This is a genomic window from Nostoc foliaceum FACHB-393 (assembly GCF_014698505.1).
Lineage (GTDB): Bacteria > Cyanobacteriota > Cyanobacteriia > Cyanobacteriales > Nostocaceae > Nostoc > Nostoc foliaceum_A.
In genome coordinates this window covers 27,012-47,449 of record NZ_JACJTD010000014.1, presented here as the reverse complement: position 1 = coordinate 47,449, position 20,438 = coordinate 27,012, and the positions used below count along the sequence as shown (strand labels likewise).

The 20,438-nt window shown below is 40.8% G+C and carries 14 protein-coding genes; 6 read left to right on the top strand and 8 right to left on the bottom strand.

What is annotated here, in order from left to right; all coding sequences use genetic code 11:
- Positions 1-8: 8 nt before the first annotated feature.
- The 3 genes from H6G92_RS13815 to H6G92_RS13805 all read right to left on the bottom strand — a co-directional run bounded on the left by H6G92_RS13815 (position 9) and on the right by H6G92_RS13805 (position 3,758).
- Complete coding sequence (locus tag H6G92_RS13815; protein WP_190894252.1) at positions 9-530, bottom strand: adenylate kinase; 522 nt, start codon at positions 528-530, stop codon at positions 9-11.
- Positions 531-821: 291 nt separating this feature from the next.
- The gene (locus H6G92_RS13810) at positions 822-2,147 is read right to left on the bottom strand and encodes an FAD-dependent oxidoreductase (RefSeq protein ID WP_190894251.1); all 1,326 of its coding nucleotides are present in this window, start codon (positions 2,145-2,147) and stop codon (positions 822-824) included.
- Positions 2,148-2,195: 48 nt separating this feature from the next.
- The gene (locus H6G92_RS13805) at positions 2,196-3,758 is read right to left on the bottom strand and encodes a phytoene desaturase family protein (protein ID WP_190894250.1); all 1,563 of its coding nucleotides are present in this window, start codon (positions 3,756-3,758) and stop codon (positions 2,196-2,198) included.
- 467 nt (positions 3,759-4,225) lie between these two features.
- Between H6G92_RS13805 and H6G92_RS13800 the strand changes: the two genes are divergently transcribed.
- Positions 4,226-4,714 (top strand): TIGR00725 family protein, encoded by a 489-nt coding sequence (locus H6G92_RS13800; RefSeq protein WP_190894249.1) that lies wholly within the window; start codon positions 4,226-4,228, stop codon positions 4,712-4,714.
- 84 nt (positions 4,715-4,798) lie between these two features.
- On the opposite strand, the gene H6G92_RS13795 is transcribed toward H6G92_RS13800, so the two are convergent.
- Together H6G92_RS13795 and H6G92_RS13790 are read right to left on the bottom strand one after the other, a co-directional pair.
- Positions 4,799-6,115 carry a recombinase family protein gene (locus tag H6G92_RS13795; protein WP_190894248.1) on the bottom strand — a complete coding sequence of 439 codons (1,317 nt, stop codon included), beginning with the start codon at positions 6,113-6,115 and terminating at the stop codon, positions 4,799-4,801.
- Positions 6,116-6,303: 188 nt separating this feature from the next.
- Entirely contained in the window at positions 6,304-6,663 is a 360-nt protein-coding gene (locus tag H6G92_RS13790; RefSeq protein WP_190894247.1) for a VOC family protein, read from the bottom strand.
- Positions 6,664-7,380: 717 nt separating this feature from the next.
- Between H6G92_RS13790 and H6G92_RS13785 the strand changes: the two genes are divergently transcribed.
- Together H6G92_RS13785 and H6G92_RS13780 are read left to right on the top strand one after the other, a co-directional pair.
- Entirely contained in the window at positions 7,381-7,623 is a 243-nt protein-coding gene (locus H6G92_RS13785; RefSeq protein WP_190894246.1) for a type II toxin-antitoxin system HicB family antitoxin, read from the top strand.
- Entirely contained in the window at positions 7,623-7,841 is a 219-nt protein-coding gene (locus H6G92_RS13780; RefSeq protein WP_190894245.1) for a type II toxin-antitoxin system HicA family toxin, read from the top strand. Before H6G92_RS13785 ends, H6G92_RS13780 begins: the two co-directional genes overlap by 1 nt.
- A 19-nt stretch (positions 7,842-7,860) precedes the next feature.
- Here H6G92_RS13780 and H6G92_RS13775 read toward each other — a convergent pair whose 3' ends face one another.
- Positions 7,861-9,921, bottom strand: a complete 2,061-nt coding sequence (locus H6G92_RS13775) for a tetratricopeptide repeat protein (RefSeq protein ID WP_190894244.1) — start codon at positions 9,919-9,921, stop codon at positions 7,861-7,863.
- Entirely contained in the window at positions 9,872-11,215 is a 1,344-nt protein-coding gene (locus tag H6G92_RS13770) for a P-loop NTPase fold protein (protein ID WP_190894243.1), read from the bottom strand. The genes H6G92_RS13775 and H6G92_RS13770 overlap by 50 nt, the downstream gene beginning before the upstream one ends.
- A 769-nt stretch (positions 11,216-11,984) precedes the next feature.
- Between H6G92_RS13770 and H6G92_RS13765 the strand changes: the two genes are divergently transcribed.
- Positions 11,985-14,327 carry an adenylate/guanylate cyclase domain-containing protein gene (locus tag H6G92_RS13765; protein WP_190894242.1) on the top strand — a complete coding sequence of 781 codons (2,343 nt, stop codon included), beginning with the start codon at positions 11,985-11,987 and terminating at the stop codon, positions 14,325-14,327.
- Positions 14,328-14,442: 115 nt separating this feature from the next.
- On the opposite strand, the gene H6G92_RS13760 is transcribed toward H6G92_RS13765, so the two are convergent.
- Positions 14,443-15,618: a homospermidine biosynthesis protein gene (locus H6G92_RS13760; protein WP_190894241.1), complete on the bottom strand. Its 1,176-nt coding sequence runs from the start codon at positions 15,616-15,618 to the stop codon at positions 14,443-14,445.
- A 258-nt stretch (positions 15,619-15,876) separates the two neighbouring features.
- On the opposite strand from H6G92_RS13760, the gene H6G92_RS13755 reads away from it, so the two are divergent.
- Both H6G92_RS13755 and H6G92_RS13750 read left to right on the top strand, forming a co-directional pair.
- On the top strand, positions 15,877-16,761 hold the full coding sequence (locus H6G92_RS13755; protein WP_190894240.1) for a ParA family protein: 885 nt from the start codon (positions 15,877-15,879) through the stop codon (positions 16,759-16,761).
- A 223-nt stretch (positions 16,762-16,984) separates the two neighbouring features.
- Complete coding sequence (locus H6G92_RS13750; protein ID WP_190894239.1) at positions 16,985-20,377, top strand: EAL domain-containing protein; 3,393 nt, start codon at positions 16,985-16,987, stop codon at positions 20,375-20,377.
- Positions 20,378-20,438: the final 61 nt, after the last annotated feature.

Sequence of the window (20,438 nt, the reverse complement as noted above, 5' to 3'; positions counted from 1 at the left end):
CAACAAAGTTAAGGCGTGTCATCAATTAATTCAAAAAATTGGGAAATTTGTTTAGTCGAGCGAATGTGATAAACATTTTTGATGCTTTGAGCCTGCTCAATATACTCACGATATTTTGGGGTTAAATATTTGTAACACAACCAAAGCACGCGGTAGCTACTAAGTGAACTTCTTAATATTGGACTATTGGAGGGCCAACCTTCTGGCGGTTTAAAGTAACCTGTGATTAGTCGTTTAGTTACCCACCATCCATGCACATATAGCGGTAAATCGACAAAAACCAGAGTATCTGCCTCGTCAAGTCGTAGCCAGAGAGTTTCCATGCAACCAAACCCATCAATAATCCATCGGTCACTAACTAAAATTTGCTGATGGGCGTGCTTATAGTCTTCATGTGGAACCTCTGTGCCTCCTGATTGATATTTAATCTTGTCCAAGACGTAAAGTGGCAAACCAGTGATTTGAGATAATCTCTTGCTTAGAGTTGATTTCCCGCCTCCAGCATTGCCAAACACCGCTACTTTTTTCATCGCCACTCTCCTTTTAGTGCAATCAAGCCCAATTTGGCACAAGCTTGTCACGAAAGAATAAAAGTTTTAGCTATATTACCTTTATACTACAAAATGTGCTGTCAAAGGATTTGTACTACCGAGACTTAAAGGCATAAAAAAGACTCAAACCTATATAGGGCAAGGAAAATAGACCAAATATTCAAAAATTATTGAAACCCAGATATATCAAGAAACTAGGCTTAACGATGTCAAAGTCTCTGTGCATATAAATTTGAGGCTTTTTTCTGGCTACTTTTTGTCCAAGTCCTACTATGTCTTTGCTAACCTGAGTGTGTTTTTGTCGTTGAAACCAGAAATGGAGAGAGCCAAAGGTGAACCGATGAGTTGAGCAACTCGAAAAGCAGACGCGATCGCTCCTTCATGCAAGCCATCTCCGAGATAAGCTCCCGCATAGTAAGTATTGTTCTCTCCATTGGTCGCAACTACTTCATCACGGTATCTAAAAGATTCAGTGGTATACAACGGCGTGTGATGTTCTTGAGTGTGAATAATGCGATCGCGAGTAATCAATCCTTCTAGTTGAAACGATAAAAAGTAATGCTGTGGCGATGAGATGCCACAAAGCTGATTCAAGTAACTGTTATATCCCCATCGGGTATCTGTCTGGAAGAAATCAAATTCCGAGGGGTGATGAATGTGATGATGATCATACATGGAACTATCCGTATGAATTGTAGTGGTTGCACAATTGGCTTTCCAACCTGAGAAGCGTTTAATTTCAGCATCGGTTGGGTCAGCTAACAGTACCATCACTTGGTCGGGTGGCGTGGCAAACACGACTTTATCAAACTCCTGGATCTCATCCTGCGATAGCGTTCCCGGAGCGTCTCGTAGAGAAGCGCTGCCGCCAGAGGCAGATCGCTTGATTTTTACACCATCTGCGCTTCTTTCAATATTGACAATCTCCACATTCAACAGGACTTCACCTTTAAATCGCTCCAAAATTTTTTCAATATAGGAATATACACCGCCTTTAATCCTAAGCCATTTGACTGAGAGGTAATCGCGTAACATCGGAATTGCCATCTCTGCGGGAAAGTTATCAATGAGTTCAAACGGCATTGAGTAGCTATACATCGTCAGCAACTTTAGCCAAGTATTGCTTATACTTTGGTTGTTCACATATTGAGACAGTGGCTGGTCATAAAAATCTTCCATCTGGGCAAATCGCGTTTTTAGCCATAATCCAACGGAACGGGCATGGAGGGCATCGAACCGCAGAGATTCAATGAGGCGTTGGATGCCTGTATAGTTGTTCTCATTCGTGACCTTCGAGAAAAAGGGATTGCCATCTTTGGGGAATAAAGCTGAACCGACACGGATGGGTTCTAGTTCCACTCCTAGCTCTTGCATAAAAGCAACAAAGTTGTGAAATACGGTAGGAAATTCTAGCACTCCACTTTCCAACATTTCATTGCAATCAGATTGATTAGGCTGAACATTCTTGTTGAGTGTCCGAATATGTCCCCCCAACATGGGCTGCCGTTCAAACACGGTGACATGATGCCCTTGTTTATCAAGCAGGTAAGCTGTAGCCATACCACTGCCTCCACCACCGATAACTGCAATTCTCATAACTGACCTCTCAGTTGTTGAATATGAATAATACGTGTGGCTGTCTGTTTAGCTATTACCTAAAAGCACGTCACCAGATAATCGTTGATACAGCAATGCCCCAGTCCAGAATGTGGGAGCAAAGCCCGGATAACCTGATGAAGCATTGCAGAAATAGAAATGGTTGAGTGAGGTTTCGTGATTCAAGCGTCCCAGACCCATGTTGCGCGGTGTGAGACTAGAACCGTAGGAATTCCCGTTAGGACACCAGCAAAAACGTTCATTGGTGGTAGGGCTACCTGTGATATGAAAAACCATATGCTTTCTAAAATTCGGTACATATTCTTTTTCCACGACATCCAAAATAGAGTCGAAGATTTCTTGCTTTTTCTGGTTGTAGGCTTTGCGATTGCTCTGTCGCAATTGCTTAAAGTAGTCGTAATTGGCAACGGTAAGGAATTCGACAATCTGGCAATCCTCTGGACAATCCCGACTCGCTTGTGTCAATAAAGTGGGCGTTGTCATCGCAAAGCTGGGATTGGAAAAGTCATTGTATTCATACATCTGAGTAAAGGCTTCATTCAAATCCTGATGACCTGTATGGAAAAGATTCCACTTGCCAAATCCATAGTTGCGGAGGTCTAGGTCTTTGACGACGCAATAAGCCATGTAGTTAGATGCAGAATACTCATAGTTGAGTTTTCGGCGCACGGCTTTAGAGAACTTTGACTCACCAATCATTTTGGCGGCTTTTTTGGGGTCAATGTTGCAAATCACGGTGTCGCCTGTAAATTCATGAGTTTGATGGGTGGTTAAATCCATCGCCTCAACTCCCGTAACTGTTCGGTCTGTGAGTCTAAAATTCGTGACTTCATGGTTGAGCAGTACTTGCCCTCCGTGTGATTCAATCACTTTGACTAACGAATTAATTACATGCTCAAAATGCTGGGTTGGGTAAAATGCACCGGCTTGATAGCCCTTGAACAAAGCGACCCAGGCATAAAATGAGAGTTGATTTGGAGGCAGCAAAAAATCAGGCCATTGCAGAGCCAATAGGGTTTGGGCGGCTTGGGGTAGCTGAAACTTGTCGAATACATCTTGAAGTGTGCTGTTGAGATATTGGACAGTACAAACCACTTCACCTGTATGTTGGAGCAGTTCAATTGGCTTAACTGGAGGAGCGAGTATTTTCAAACCTGCGCTCGTTTTTTCGACATCATTAACAAATTGGCGAATGCGATTCTCTAATCGAGAGGCTCCGCCAACGCTATGTGCAGGAAACAACTTTGATAATCGCTGGATCAGTTCCTCCGGTTCCGAAGGAATATCTAATGCATATCCTGGCATTCGCATGTGGTCAAAGCCATCCGGGTCGTACCGCTCAAAAGTAACTTCCCGATCCAAGCCCAGTTTCTTGAGTACCCGATTCACCGTTTGTCCTTCACCGCAATCCCAAACATAATGGAATTGGGCATTAAATGTATATTTTTTAGCCATCGTAAAGGTGTGACCAAAGCCACCTGGATGCTCATGGGCTTCGAGGATTTGCACTATTTTGCGATCGTTTGCCATCAAAGCGCCAAAGACTAATGCTGATAAACCACTACCGACAATGAGATAATCTGGTTTCATAGTCTGATTCCTTGATCGACGAGATATTCACAATTTGTCCGCTCTTTATCCTAAAACTCGCATTGCAAACAGGATGCGATCGCCATAGCTTGATCGCATCGTAGTTAATTCTTTAAGCCTACTTTAGAAGACGTTGATGCTTAAGTTCTCTTTCATCAGGAAGAAACATCAGTTCATCAATAGGTAAACTTATAATAAAAAATATTGTGATGCCGAAATCTTCGGCATAAATTTCTCTTGATGCCGCCCGTAATTAAAGTAACTTCAGTAGGAGTAATAATCCTAGATTTCCTTTATTTGCAACGAAAAGTGGGTGCTCAACTTTTCAAGAGAATGCTTCGAGGTGATTTATCAGAATTCGCGGAAAACCCCATCCGTCTGTCTATACGGTGGGGATGGATAGCGGTCTGACCTTTCAGGGAGACTGCTTTCACTTGTCGCTGAAAACCAGTATCATCTGAAATCTTATGCGAAAAATTATTATTGGGGTTATGGGGAGGGGAGAAAATGCGACAGCAAATGATTTACAACATGCTTATATACTAGGTCAACTTATTGCCAAACAAGGATGGATTTTACTCACTGGTGGTAGAAATGTAGGGGTAATGGATGCAGTAAGTAAAGGTGCAAAATCTGCTGATGGTTTAACTATTGGTATACTTCCGGGTGAGAATCAGGATGGTATTTCCTCTTGGGTAGATATTGCTATTTTCACAGACATGGGTAATTCTAGAAACAATATTAATGTTCTTACCAGTGATCTGATTATTGCTTGTGGTATGGGTGCAGGAACTGCTTCAGAAATTGCTCTCGCTTTGAAAGCAAACAAGCAAGTAATTTTGTTGAATAATGATGAAGAAAGTAAACTTTTCTTTAAAAAACTGTCGCCAGAAAATGTTTATATTGTGGAGAGTGTGGATCAGGCGATCGCTACTGCCAAAACAATTTTATACTAGTTGGTAATTAGTGAATCAGTAAGGTATTCTTCCAAAGGGCTGCTGCGTATACTAAGATCAACCATCTCAGAAATAACATTTAAATTAAAAAATAAAAATAACTTGGAGTTTTAGTTCTTTATTCTGAAGACTAATATCAATTTGCCTGATAAATTCTCGAAAGTAAAATCGTCGCTCTGTTTCCGACAAATCTAACCAAAATTGTGGTATAGAAACAGCTTGAGCAACAGAACGCAAGTTAACTGGGGGAAGAGTCGCCAACTTTGCTTCGAGTGCGGAAATTTCTGTGCGGAGTTTGTAAGCCCTTAACTTTGCTGTTTCAATATCTAAAATTCCAGTTTCGATTAAAGCGGGTAACTGAGCAAGTATTTCTTGCTGACGAGCGATCGCTTGTCCTAAACTATTCTTCACTGCATCCAATTGGGGAAAATTCATTCCCGCTACAGCTAAGGGTAAATCACGGCAAACGGTTTCAATTGTATGTTCTAAAACCTCTTGGTAAGGAATAGCCTTACACTTTGGCTGTTGCGGACAGCTAGTAGAACGTAAATAAAGATACTCCTTATCTTGATTGCGTTGGGTGACACGAGTAACTGTCATGTGTGAGTGACACTCAGCACAGACAACCAACCCAGCTAAAGAACGCGGCGCACTGGCAGTTCGGGATGGTAAACGGCTGTTACGGCGTAAAAGTCGGTCAACCTGGGCAGCTTCTTCCTTAGAAATTATCGGAATATGAGTATTGGAGATAATTTCACCATTTTGGTAAGCTGTATTACCGCGATAAACTGGATTAGTCAGCCAGCGTCTTCCTGTGGTTACAGAGATTTTTTTGCCGTATTTTTTCGCCAAGTAACGAACTGAACCCCGCAGGGAACCATAGAGTAAAAAGTGTTCAAAAAAATCTTTGACTACTGGTGAAGTACTGCGATCAACAGTATATTTTCCCTTACCTCTGCGATAGCCGTAAGGAACTTTGCCGGGTGGCGGTGCAACCTCAAGACGGTTACGGGCGTGTCCTTGACGAATGCGGCGACTACGTTGCTGACGTTGGATTGCGTGTAGCAAATTCAGCAAGTCAGCACCGAGAGGGTAATTTTCGGAAGTGTAGGGCTGTTCTGTGGCAATTATCGCTACTCCGATTGCTTCGAGTTCATGCAAGCGATCGCTAATTTCCTCTACAGTATCCCCTAATTCTTCCAACCGACGAATCAAAAGGTAATCTGCTGGTTCAGTTTCGCAATCGGTAAATAATTGTTGTAATTGCGTTCGCGTAGCGTGTCCAGAAGACTCTGGCTTGCCCAAATCTTCATAAACCCGATCCACCTCCCATCCCCAATCGGCTTGATCGGGAGAAGATTCTAATAGCGGATTGGTGTAAGAGTAGGCAATTATTTTCATTGGTCATTAGTCATTAGTCATTGATTATTTTCCCACTCCCTCTCAGAGGATGTTTTAAAAGTAGTGGTTGATGTACCAAAAAGTTTAGATCCTCCTAAATCCTCCTTAAAAAGGAGGACTTTGAGAAGGTTATTTCCCCCTTTTTTAGGGGGGATCTTAATACAACCGTAAACTTTTCAAACATCCTCTCACTGCTGACTCAACTCGATAATATTTCCATCAGGATCTTGAGTGAATAAGGCAGGGCGACCCGAAGCACTGGGTTGAATGGGATAATTATGATTGAGCAAGTCTTGTTTGGCAGCCTCCAAGTTAGCGACAGAGAAAGCAATGTGGGGGTTGCGTCCCCATTTTTCGTTTGGGTTGTCGGTGGGGACAGTAGGTGCAACTATCAGGTGAATTTGATAATCGCCGACTTGATACCATGCACCAGCGTATTTTAGGGAACGATCTATTTTGGATAATCCCAATACTTTGCCATAAAAGTGTTCGGAGCGTTCTAAATCAGTTACGAGAATTGCTGTATGGAGACTTTGGGTAATCTGCATTGTTGGTAAGTGCGATCGCGTTTATTTAAATTTTGACGTAGTTTTGGCATATACTTTGACCTCACTTCCATTCCTCTCTCCTTTTAGGATCTAAGGTGTACACACAAGTCTGAAGTGGTTCAAGAATCTGGGTTTTACTCCACCTTAACCACTACCCGAATTCAATAAACAACCACCCGAATTCAATAAACAACCACCCGAATTCAATAAACGACCACCCGAATTCAATAAACGACCACCCGAATTCAATAAACGACCACCCGAATTCAATAAACGACTACCCGAATTCAATAAACGACTACCCGAATTCAATAAACGACCACCCGAATTTAATAAACGACCACCCGAATTCAATAAACGACCACCCGAATTGAATTTGATTGTTTTGGCTGACAATGCGATTGTACCAACTTGCTACGCCTGCCTAATAAGTATGATCTGGTCGCCCCCTTGTTAAATGCCATCACCCCATCACTTTGGTAATCTCTCTAACGCCTCCCGTGCGATCGCCCTCCGATATTCATCTTTATACTCAACATATATCTTCAACACTGTCTGCAAATGAACTCTCGCCTCTGTGTAGTTTTCTTCTGCTTTTCTTTTGCAAGCGTTCCTAAAGCGTCGTAGGTGAGTGCTTAGGAATAGCGATCGCTAATCTAAACTTTGATTTTTAGCTTACAATTTAGTCAAATAGGCAGTTTTGTATAAATTCTTGAAATGCTGACAGAGTATATTCAAGCAGCTTTGCACAGAGCAAACTATGAAATTTTAGAAGATGGTACTTTTTATGTAGAAGTACCTGAATTGCAGGGGTTATATGCGAATGCGTCTACGCTGGAAGCTTGCAGAGAAGAGTTAAAACAATCTTTAGAAGAGTGGATTGTTTTAGGACTACAGTTAGGGCACAATTTACCTGAACTAGACGGAATCTCTCTTGCTTTAAAAAAGGATGCGGCTTAATGCCAAACTTTGGGCCGATTAATCGCAGGGACTTAATTTATTACTTGAAACAACTTGCTTTTGAAAGGCCTTTTTCAGGTAAAAAACATCAATTTATGGTTAAAGATGAACTGAGATTAATCATTCCTAACCCCCACGAAGGAGATATCAGCAAAAGCTTACTGGCAAAAATTTTAAAACAAACTCAAGTTAGTAGAGAAGAATGGGAAGCGCTTTAAATAAGCGATCGCCTTGTCATCACTCTGGTAATCTCTCTAACGCCTCCCGTGCGATCGCCGCCCAATATTCATCCTTATACCCAACATATATCTCCAACGCTGTCTGCAAATTAACCCTCGCCTCTGCGTAGTTTTCTTCTGCTTCTGCAAGCATTCCTAAACAGTGGTAAGTGAGTGCTTGAGAATAGCGATCGCCAAATTCGATTTTGATAGCCAAAGCTTGTTGGTAATTGCGCCGCGCCTCCTCAAATTCCCGCAATTCTTGGGCAACATATCCTAACTGGTGGTATATTTTAGCTTGGTGATAGCGATCGCCAAATTCGATTTTGATAGCCAAAGCTTGTTGATAATTGCGCCGCGCCTCCTCAAATTCCCCCAAATCTTGGGCAACATATCCCAACTGGTGGTAAGTGCTGGCAGAAGAATAGCGATCGCCAAATTCGATGTAAATTGCCAAAGCTTGTTGGTAATTACGCCGCGCCTCCTCAAATTCCTGCAAATCTTGGGCAACTCTTCCCAACTGATGGTAAGTGCTGGCAGAAGAATAGCGATCACCAAATTCGATGTAGATAGCCAAAGCTTGTTGGTAATTGCGCCGCGCCTCCTCAAATTCCCGCAAATCTTGGGCAACTCTTCCCAACTGGTGGTAGGTGCTGGCAGAAGAATAGCGATCGCCAAATTCGATTTTGATAGCCAAAGCTTGTTGGTAATTGCGCCGCGCCTCCTCAAATTCCCGCAATTGTTGGGCAACTATTCCCAACTGGTGGTAGGTGCTAGCTTGAGAATAGCGATCGCCAAATTCGATTTTGATAGCCAAAGCTTGTTGGTAATTACGCCGCGCCTCCTCAAATTCCCGCAATTGTTGGGCAATTCTTCCCAACTCGTGGTAGGTGCTAGCTTGAGAATAGCGATCACCAAATTCAATTTTGATCGCCAAAGCTTGTTGGTAATTGCGCCGCGCCTCCTCAAATTCCCGCAATTGTTGGGCAACTATTCCCAACTGGTGGTAGGTGTTGGCTTGAGAATAGCGATCGCCTATTTGTTGTTCAATTTCTAGACGCTGTTGATAGAAAGTTGTCGCCTGTGTAAATTGTCTCAAGTCTCGGTAAGCATTCCCCAGTTTCAACAAAGCAGCAATTTCGCCGCGAGAATTCTGATGTTGCTGTGAAATACTTAAAGATTTTTGATAATAAGCGATCGCTGTATTAAATTGCCTTTGCAGCCCATAAGAATCTCCCAATGTGTTGAGGACTTCAGCACCGAAGGTGGAATCTTGAAACTCATTAGCTATTTGTTCGTCGGCTTCTTCTAAATATTCTCTAGCTTTGATAGGTTCATTCTTACTTAGATAGGCGACTCCTAGCTGATGCAAAATATTACTATAGCTGCGGAGGTTTTCTCCTGTGACCTGATGTCCAGTAGCTTTATATTCCATTAGCAGGCGGTGTAATAAATCGATCCGCTCTTGCTTTTCTGGAGGTTCTAATCTGTTTAGGATTTTCTCAGTACTTCGAGTTTCATTAATTGCATTCTCTTTGGTATTTTGAGGTGTTTCAAACTGAAATATTCCCGATTGCCAAGCCCAAAAATCAGGAGCAAATTTGGCTAACCGAGTCAGGGCATAATCTGGCAGAATAAACAGAATCGGATGAGGAACAGTTCTTTTATAAGCATCTCGGACAAAGTTGAGGTCTTGTAAAACTGGCGGATACTCTCCATAAACGCCAATAGACTTTTCTAAACCTTGTACAATCAAGACTAATTTTTTGTGAAGTTCTATTTCAATACTTGGTAATATATTGACAATTTTATCCCTGATAAATCGCAAATTTGCATCATAAAAATTCATAGTCACAAACTGAATATCCTGACACTCAGGACTTGTTTTTAGCGCCTCAACTAATAATTCTGCGTCTGGGGGAAAATTAATTTCTACAGAACCAATCGTAAACTTTTCTGCAAAGTCTACAAAAGTAAGTAATTCATTAAATACTTCTTGATTAAGCGCGATAAATGGCCCTATTTCTGACCTAAGGTTGCTCTGCGAGTACAGATTCGATGGCGTTCTGGAAGAATTCATTTTGCTTCACCACTGGATTGGGATAATTCCACCGTTTCTCGCCGTTGTATTCCAAAACTGAAGTGTTAAACAGCATTAACTGACCGAGATCATCTTTGCTAATATTCTTGGTTATACACACTTGAGCTAAAAACGCATAATGTTCTTCAGGAATAAACCTTTCAAAACTAAATTGCTGTTGTTTCACAGCATAGATAATATCTTCGGCAATAATTTTGGGATGTTTGCGAGTACTAGCATTTAGGCAAGCAGTCCGCATCATCTGCATTAATTGGCGGACATGTCCTCCACTGGCTTTTGCTAAATCTAGCAATTCCTGGGGAGATTCAAATACAGCATCAATATCTACCCGCTTTTCAATGACACTAGCGACTGCTTCTAGTCCGGTTTGATTGTAATTTAAATCGCAGCGATCGCGTTCAAATTCATAAATATTCACCATTGGTACAATATGAGGATTACCATCAAACTGACTGAGTGGACTTTTAGGGGAACAAAGCACAGAAATTGGCACTGTATAAATTATCGTGCAATCTAGTTCTTGTAACTGAGCCGCATAGTCAAAAAATAAATGTTCTGCAATCGTCGGTGGTACACGATCCATGTTGTCAAAAATAATCAATAAACCCTTATATTGAGGGAATTTTTTTCGGAGTTTAACGTAGGCATCTCCTAATAAAAGGTTAATATCTGCTTTCAGACGTGATAGGTCTTTTTCTAAAGTTTGACGAATAGTAGTTTTTTGTTTATCAGATCCTTTAATTTGTGCCAGTAATTTAACCATCAATTTAGCGATAAATGGAGCTTCCGGTTTCAGAGTCGCTTCTCCTTCAATACTGACAGACCTTTCCACAGTTTCTTCGGTTTCTTTGGTAATATCCTTAAACCAAGATTCAAAGTTCCCCAGAAGTTGAGGATCAAATTTCAAACCTAATTTACGCAACTCAAATTCTACTTGTTTGATGACGATTAAATATAAATCTGTATAACTAGCATCATTAATATCTGTTTCTTCGTTAACTTCTAAATAAATTACGTGGTATTGTTCTTCCCATTGTTTCTGAATGCGTTTTAATTCTGTACTTTTGCCACAGCCGCGATGTCCGGTAAACAAAATCGTGCTGAAATCTGCGGGTTCTTGAAAGTCTAAAATTGTACTAACGCTGTCTATTGCTGAAGTTTTGCGGACTGCTGATAAATCAACATAGTAGCGCTCCATGTCTGCACCCTCTAGCGGTTCAACATTACAAACTTGAAATGCAGCTTTGAGAGTATTAGCACGCTGGTGATTCATTGGGTTTTGACTAACTTTATTGATCCGACTTTCTCAAGATTAAATTTTAGGCGATCGCAGTGCAATTTTACATCTAATAAAAGTTTACTTTTTGAATTGGCAACTCTTTGTAATATCTTATACATTAATAAAGTGGATAACAATATAGCACTTTTCGTTTATATACATCTTACTTCCCAACGCTATTAGGGAAGGGGCTGTTCTTGTTAGGTCTATTGGATTCAACCCAGAAGCGCTATAACTTTAAATAACTTCCGACTTTACCCAAGACTGGTTTTGTTAAAATGGCGATCGCTTATAAACCGCGCTATAGAGTATAATTTGCTGACAAAATCCAGAATTGTATTCAATTGTCAATCATCCAAAAGATAGAATACATATTATTTACGTTTACTTCGTTAATTCTGATCAACCAAATAAAAAGGTTGCTCATGGTCGTTTTCCGTCAACCACACTGGGTTGATCTTAAAAAATAGTACACTTAATCAATTAATATCAATTTCAGTAATAAAACTGAGTATTAGTAACTTCTACAAATTTTACCCAAACAGGCTTGTATGTTGATCAAACATTTGAAAGAATAACTAAAAGAATCATCAGTGGTACTAAATTAGTAATTGTTAGTTCTTATTACTTAGTTCTTAATTTTTAGTGTGATGATTGCGTCATTTGGCAAAAATTGAGCTTTTCTGTTAATATCGCTTGAAATTTCCTCTTTGCTCTAAATTCTCCTGGTCAAAATAAATGTAAAGCCTGTTTTCACACCATAATGAAAGACCAAGTACTAGATCGGATTTTTAACAACCCTTCATTCCCAGATAAGTTTGAACGCTTGGAACTGGATGATCATTTCTGCATCATCGATACATCCGAGCAAGTGCAACGGTTTGCAGAACGTCCTGAGGAGGTAATAGAGGGAAAAGATGTCCGGCTAAGTTTTCCTGAGTTTATCGGGCTTGAAAATATTTTAAAAGCTATTCTGAAAGGAGAGCAGGAACTGTTTGAATTACAAGCAATTGGAAGAAGCTCAGAAAATAAAGCCCATCTATATATAGATATATATATTATCAGCGAGCAGTATGAAAATAAATTAATTGTCCTAATTGAAGATGTTACTGACAAGCTAGTTTTAAAGCAAAAATTAGCACAGCAAGCCAATACCAAAAGTCTGCTATCAAGTGCTTTAATCTCATACAAAAACTACATGGATCAAGTAATTACTGCAATGGCAGATGCTTTGTTTATAACCAGTAATGTAGGGAAAATAAAAAAAGTAAATCGTGCTGCTCAACAATTATTTGGTTTTAGTGAAGAAGAATTAATTAATCAACCAATATCACTGATAATTGATGATGATGAATTTTTAATACAAGCCATTCACAAGCATTCTTTTTTTCAGAAAAATTTTCAGAATTTAGAGGTAGTCTGTCGAACCAAGACTAGAGAAAAGCGGTTGATTGCTTTTTCTTGTTCAGTAATTCCGAAAAAAATAAAAGGATTAGAAGATATTGTCTACATTGGTCGGGATATTACTGCCCGGCAGCGTCGGGAACAGCGGACAAGTGCTCAATATGCTATCACTCGAATATTATCAGAATCCCAGAGCGTAAAGCAGGTAATTCCCCAAATTTTACAGTCGATTTGTCAAAACTTGGGATGGGATGTAGGCGAACTTTGGACACCAAGTCAATATATTGGCACTTCGGTACAGGGACATAGCCTTAATGCGGTACTAAGGTGTGTGGAAATGTGGTCAAGTCGAGTAATTTCAGCGCGAGAGTTTAAAGCAATTACCTGGCAAACTACCTATACACCTAGTGTTGGCTTACCTGGTCGAATTTGGATTAGACGTTTACCCTTGTGGATTCAAGATATTACAGAAGATGGAGACACTCGGCGATCGCAACCAGCTGCTGAGGCTGGATTGCACGCAGCTTTTGGCTTCCCCATCTTAGAAGATAGTGAAATCTTGGGAGTGATGGTTTTCTTTAGCCGGGACGTACAATCAAAAGATAAAGACCTATTGCAAATGATGGGTTCTATTGGTAGTCAAATTGCTCAGTTTATCAAACGCAAACAAGCAGAAGATGCTCTTGTAGAAAGTGAAGAACGATATCGAGATCTATTTGAAAATGCTAATGACCTAATTCAATCCGTCAATGCCTATGGTCGTTTTTTATATGTCAATCGTGCATGGCGAGAAACTTTGGGATATAGCGAAGCCGAAATTACTAATATGAATGTTTTCGATATTATACATCCAGAGTTTAAACAAGATTGTTGGCAAAGGTTTTATCGTGTGCTTTCAGGAGAAAAGCTTGAACAAGTACAAGCCGCATTCCTTACTAAAGACGGTCAAACAATTTTTCTAGAAGGTAATATTAACTGTAAATTTGTCGAAGGTCATCCAGTTGCGACTCGCGGCATTTTTCGCAATGTCACCCAACGACTAGCAGCAGAAGAAGCGCTGCGCCATCAGCAGGAAGAAACCGAACGTTTATTGCTAAATATTTTGCCAACCGCAATCTCTAAGGAACTGAAAGAAGAACCAGCTAACGTTATCGAAGACTTTGCTGATGTCACAGTTTTATTTGCAGATATTGTTGGCTTGACTGAAATTGCAGCTTCTATAAGTGCAATTCAAGTGGTAAACTTACTCAACTCGATTTTCTCAACTTTTGATCGCCTCACCAAACAACATGGTTTAGAGAGAATCAAGACCATTGGCGATGCTTATATGGTAGTTGGTGGCTTGCCAACACGCCGCCCAGATCATGCTCAAGCGATCGCTCAAATGGCACTCTACATGCAAACTGCGATCGCTCTATTTAATACTGAGAATAACCAAAACTTCAACATTCGTATCGGCATCCATAGCGGTTCCGTAGTGGCGGGAGAAATTGACCTCAAAAACTTTACTCATGATCACTGGGGAGACACGGTAAATATCGCTAGCTGCATGGAATCCCAAGGTATTGCTGGTAAAATCCAGGTTACAGAAGATACTTATAAACGCTTGTGTGATGAATTTTTATTTGAAAAGCGGAGCGAAATCGAAGTTCCAGGTAAAGGGAAAATTACCACCTATTTGTTGATTGGAGGGAAGGGATAAGGGGCATTGGGAAAAGACAAGGAAGAGGGGGGAGACAAGGAAGAGGGGGGAGACAAGGAAGAGGGGGGAGACAAGGAAGAAACTTGTTCAATAGTTCTCCCCTGCTCCCTGCTACCTACGGAGTATTCGGAATCAACCGCCCACAGGGATAAGTCGCTGTTTGCTTTTGGGCACTTTCAGCCACTGCTGCTGGAACCTGATCCGATGGTTGGGTTTTGGCTGCTAGATAGTCTTTTTGCAGTTTCTCCAAAATGGCTTCTCGCCTGTCGTACACACGCTTCAAAGGACGAGGCTCGCACTTGTTCAAAACATACGCTGTTACCAGTGGTAGAGCGATCGTGCTATCGGTATAACAAACAATTGTGTTAGGTAACTCTTCCGGGTCAATCTTACCCCAGCTGACGGCTTCCGATGGGGTTGCTCCAGACAAACCGCCTGTATCTGGACGCGCATCGGTAAACTGCACAAAGTAATCGTGTCCTCGTTCTTCTAGTCCCAATACTTCGTGAAGTTGTGGTTGGGTTTGTAGCAAAAAGTTTTTAGGACTACCGCCACCGAGAATTACAGCCGCACTTTTACCACCAGATTCACGGGCATTATATGCGATCGCAGCTGTCTCATTTACGTCAATTGATGGATCTAATACCAACTGTGAACCTTCCAAAGCTAAAGCCGCCACGTTCATCCCAATTGAGCTATCTCCTGGAGAAGACGTATATATAGGCACGCCATACTCATAAGCTGTAGCAAGCAAGCAGGAATGCTGCACACCCAGTTGCTTTTCTACTTCTCGAACATACTTACCCAGTAAATGGTGAAACTCAGCAGTTCCCATCCGCTTCTGAAACGCTTCTCCTTGCAGAATCTTACGGATGAATGCATCAGTTTCCAACAGCACATCGTAACCAAAGATAATGTCATAAATGCGAATAGTGCCTTCCTGGCGCAGTTTCACATCATCCAAAAACGGATTACCAGCAAAGAGTTCAAAACCTAAACCGTAGTGCATATCGTGGTAAAGATTTGCACCAGTACTAATCATCCAGTCAATAAAGCCGTTGCGAATTAAGGGTGCAAGCGCTGAAACCCCAAATCCTGCTGGTGTCATCGCACCGGAAAGGCTAACTCCCACCGTGACACCTTCCGTTAGCACATCACGACTCAGAAGTTGGCAGATTTCCCGCAACCGTGCTGAGTTGTAAGCCGTGAAGTATTGATCAATCAAATCCACCACATTGATATCATTTGATATAGGTGTGGGTGCGATTTTTTGACCCAGCTGTTTAGACATTTTGGCACTCCCGAACAGTAAACACGCCGAATCTAATGTTATCTAGCTTTCAAGCAAAGTGACAGCAATTTTACTAGCCTATTTCATCAAAAAACAGTACGAAGGCTGAGATTAAATCGTGTCACCTACCTCAATGCCTACAATTGAGGCAATCTCACCTTTTTAGTTTCCGAAAATATTAAATTTAATGGAAGATTTAATAGATTGAGAGAGGTGTACGCTACCTAGATGGAAATGCGTCAACAGAGGACTCAAGCAATGGGATATGTAATTGCTACTGCAAATATGAAAGGTGGCGTTGGTAAAACCACCCTCACCGTCAACTTAGCTACCTGTTTAGCTAAAAATCATGGTAAGCGGGTGCTTGTTCTTGATTTAGACAGTCAAATTAGCGCCACCCTCAGTTTGATGTCGCCTTTAGATTTTGCCAAGCGTCGTAAACAAAGTAAAACATTTAGGTATCTAATAGACGAAGTTATCAATCCAGACCCACAAGCAAAACTTACAATTCAAGATATCATTCAATCCCAGGTTTGTAATCTTCCAGGACTGGATTTATTACCGGGGGATATTGACTTATATGATGAATTTGTTGTATCAGAAATGCTCCATCAGCAAGCAACTGCTTTAGGTGAACAGGACTTTGAAACAATTTGGAATCGCTTTGAAAGAGTTTTGATTAATAACATCTTAAAACCAGTCCGTCAAGAATATGATTTTATCCTTCTCGATTGTGCGCCTGGATATAATCTATTGACTCGTAGTGCTTTAGCCGCCAGCGATTTCTACATACTTCCTGCTAAACCAGAACCCTTGTCTGTAGTCGGTATTCAACTGCTAGAAAGACGGATTGCCCAATTAAAAGACAGTCACGGACATGAAACCAAAATAGACATAAAAATGTTGGGAATTGTATTCAGCATGTCCAGTGCTAACCTTCTCACTGGTAGATACTATAAACAAGTGATGCACCGGGTTGTCGAGGATTTTGGTGTTGAAAAAATTTGTAAGATACAAATACCAGTGGATGTTAATGTTGCTAAAGCTGTTGACAGTTTTATGCCAGCCGTTTTAAATGCTCCCCAATCAGCTGGTTCAAAAGCGTTTTTTCAGTTAACTCAGGAGTTGTTGCAAAAGCTATAGCTTTTGTCAGTTGATTTCATTCAATACAGACCTAACAAGAACAGCCTCTTCCCTACCTCTCCGCTTCCATCTCCTACGAGGAGAGGGAAGCGGAAAAACTTTTGTTGCTGGAAGGGGAGTAAGAGTAAGTTATCCTTTAGATAAGTTCAGCAATTATACCGAAGCTATATGCAGCAATATTCAGCTATTGAGTGAAAAGGTCAGTAAATTTCGGTAAGAAACAATGCTTACTAACAATTCTGTACAGGCAGAGGCAGATAAAAATCAAAGCTTGGTAATGCGCCTACCACGTACTTTGAGCTATCTCGAAACCTGGGGCTTTGGTTTAACGGGTCATGTAGGATGGATTGGTACAGCCCCCATCATTCATGCAGCATTAGGGCCTAAAGCTATCTTAGTTTGGTTGTTTGGCACGATCATCTCCTTTTTACTTAACTTGCAGGTACAAAGTCTAGGTAGACATTGGCCAGATGTCGCTGGAGGAACACCAAACTATACTACAAGGCTACTAAAGAACTTTCCTGGCTTAGGTCGCTACGTAGCTTTAGGATACTTTTTTAGCTGGGCAGCAGCACCGGCACTTTATGCGATTATTCTTACAAACTTAATTAAAGTCAATTTTGAAACATTAGGTATTTCTTGTCCAGAAACTTTATTAAAAGTTGTATTTACAGCGATTCCTTTTATTGTGGCATTCAGTGGCAGCCGGGCTTTAGCGCTACTGCATTTATTTTTTGTATTCCCAGCGATTTTATTACTGCTTTTGTTTTGTATTCAAGGCGTAATATGGTTAGGCTTCTCAACAGCTAGTTTGGAATTTACCCCAACTAGTACACATAGCCTGAGCTTTGAAGAATGGGCAAAGTGGTTTTTTCTGGCTAGCTATTCAATTTATGCTTGTGAAACCACTTCTTCTTTTGTTGCTGATAGCCACCATCCGTATAAAACTTTAAGGTTCTTAACCGTAGCTGCTTGGCTAATTCCTCCAGTATTTTTAGGTGCTTCTTGGGTATTAATGTGTTCGGCTCCAAATCCAACAATAGGTGATGATGCATTTTTAAATATGGTAGCGGCTTCTAAGCCTTTTTGGGGTGAAAATGCCTCTTTTTTAGTAACACTTTTAATTACTGTATCTTGCCTTCTAAGTTCTGCTACGGCAGTTTCCAACTCTCCTCGGATATTATACCAACTTGCCTTAGACAGACAGCTTTCTCCCATATTTGCATTAGTTTCCCGTCAAGGTGTTCTTGGGCCTGCTATTTTAATTACCTTTATCCTCAGTTTGCTTTGTCTAAATTTGGGAAATGTATCTCAACTTGTCACAGTAGCAGGTACCTGTTACCTCGTGTCCATTATGGGGCTACATTTAGGATTATGGCTGTGTCGAGGTAAACCGCAGGTGTTGTGGCCTTGGTGGTCACTTGGTTTTTTCTTTGTAGAAGCGGTAGTTCTAATAGTGGGAGGTTTAGCTTGGAATTGGAGAGATTTTTTAGTGGGATTATTATTACCCATTGTTTTGATGATAGGAGATGTAGCGCTACGTCGCTTAAGATTTGCGCCATTACACCTAGAATGGTGGACACAGCGTTACTACACTAGACCTAATAAAAACAACTCAGACTTTCTGGTACTACAGGTGGTCGTCCTAGTATCATTAATTTGTATTACTGCCACAAGCAGTTGGGTTATCCGCAATTTATTGGACAGAGTTTCTAGTAATCCTCAAAACTCTTTACTAGCTATTTTATTAGTGACGCTTTCTTTTATCGGGGTTGCGATCGCTTGCTGGACAACTCTACCACAAATTGTTGCTATTGATGAGGCACGCAAGCAAGCAAAAAACCTATTTATCACTACTCTCGATACCGTTCCAGATACTGTTTTAGTCTTAGATGAAAACGGTAGAATTTGTCAGACAAATGCTGCGGCTGAAGAATTATTTCAAACAACTGTTCAGCAGTTGCTTGGAAAAAAATTAAATCAACTCTTAATATGCTATCGCGGCAAACCGGAGCAATGGTCTATTAGGACTGAGCAAACCTTAAAAATAAACCAAGGTTTACGAATTGTTGAAGCGACTATTTCACAGCCATTTAATGCCCAGCAACGAGAGTATGTTGTTATTGTCCGTGACATCACTAAGCGTAAATTAGTAGAGGAAGAATTAGTTCAGTATCGTTATCAGCTTGAGCAGATGGTTCTAGAACGCACTATTGAACTTATTAGAGTGAATCAACAACTTGAACAAGACATTATTAAGCGTCAACAAGCACAAGAGCAATTACTGCATAATAGCCTACATGATGGGCTAACCGGATTACCTAACCAGCGATTATTTATGGAGCGAGTACAGCGGGCAATAGAACGTACTAAACACCAGCCAAAAAATTATTTATTTGCTGTACTATTCTTAGACCTAGACCGCTTTAAAGTTGTTAATGACAGCCTTGGACATCTACTGGGAAATCAACTTTTGATTGCAATTTCTCATCGGCTCAAGTCAGTTTTGCGAGTCGGAGACATAGTTGCCCGTTTTGGCGGAGACGAGTTCACAATTTTAATTGAAGAAATTGAAGATATTAGTACCGCCATACAGGTAGCCGAGCGAATTAAAAAGGTGCTAGCTTTGCCATTTCAATTAAATGAGCATCGGGTGTTTACTAATGTTAGTATTGGCATCGCTTTAAGTAAAGCAGACTATGAGCAAGCAGCGCAGATTCTACGCGATGCTGATGTGGCAATGTATTGTGCCAAAGCACTTGGTAAAGCACGTTATGAGGTCTTTGACCCAAAGATGCATGAGGGTGCATCTTTGCTCTTGGAGTTAGAAACTGCTTTACGTCATGCGCTGATAAAGCAAGAAGAATTTCGCCTTGATTACCAGCCAATTGTTTCACTGACAACTGGAAAAATTACTGGATTTGAGGCACTAATACGTTGGTATCATCCAGAACGAGGACTTATTTCCCCTCAAGATTTTATTCCCCTGGCGGAAGAAACTGGAATGATTGTTAATATCGGACAATGGGTGCTTTATGAAGCCTGTCACCAAATGCACACATGGCATCAAAAATTTCCTACCTCACTTCCCCTGACGATTAGCGTAAATTTTTCTGGGAAACAAATCACGCAACCTGATGTGTTTAAACAAGTTAAACATATTTTGCAGGAAACCGGACTGAAGCCATACAGTTTGAAATTGGAGATTACTGAAACCTTCTTGATGGATAATTTTGAATTAGCTACCACCGTGCTTTCCCAGTTAACAGAGCTAAATGTGGAGATGCACATGGATGATTTTGGAACTGGTTATTCATCCTTGAGTTATATACACCGCCTACCAATTAAAACCCTTAAGATTGACCGCTCTTTCGTCACCAATATAGGTAGTCGTGGAGAAAATTTAGAAATTGTTCGAGCGATCGTCACATTAGCTCATAATTTAAATATGTCTGTAACAGCAGAAGGGATAGAAACTGTAGAGCAATTAGCCCAACTGAAGGCTTTACAATGTGATTATGGACAAGGGTATTTTTTCTTACCACCTATGGAAAGTGCAGAAGTAGAAATACTACTTGCTGCTAACTTGTGCAACAAAAACTTTTTAAAGAGATAAAATGTTGGAACTAAATTCTGTTTAAGGAAACACCTTGCAAAATTGAGCGATTAATTTCAAT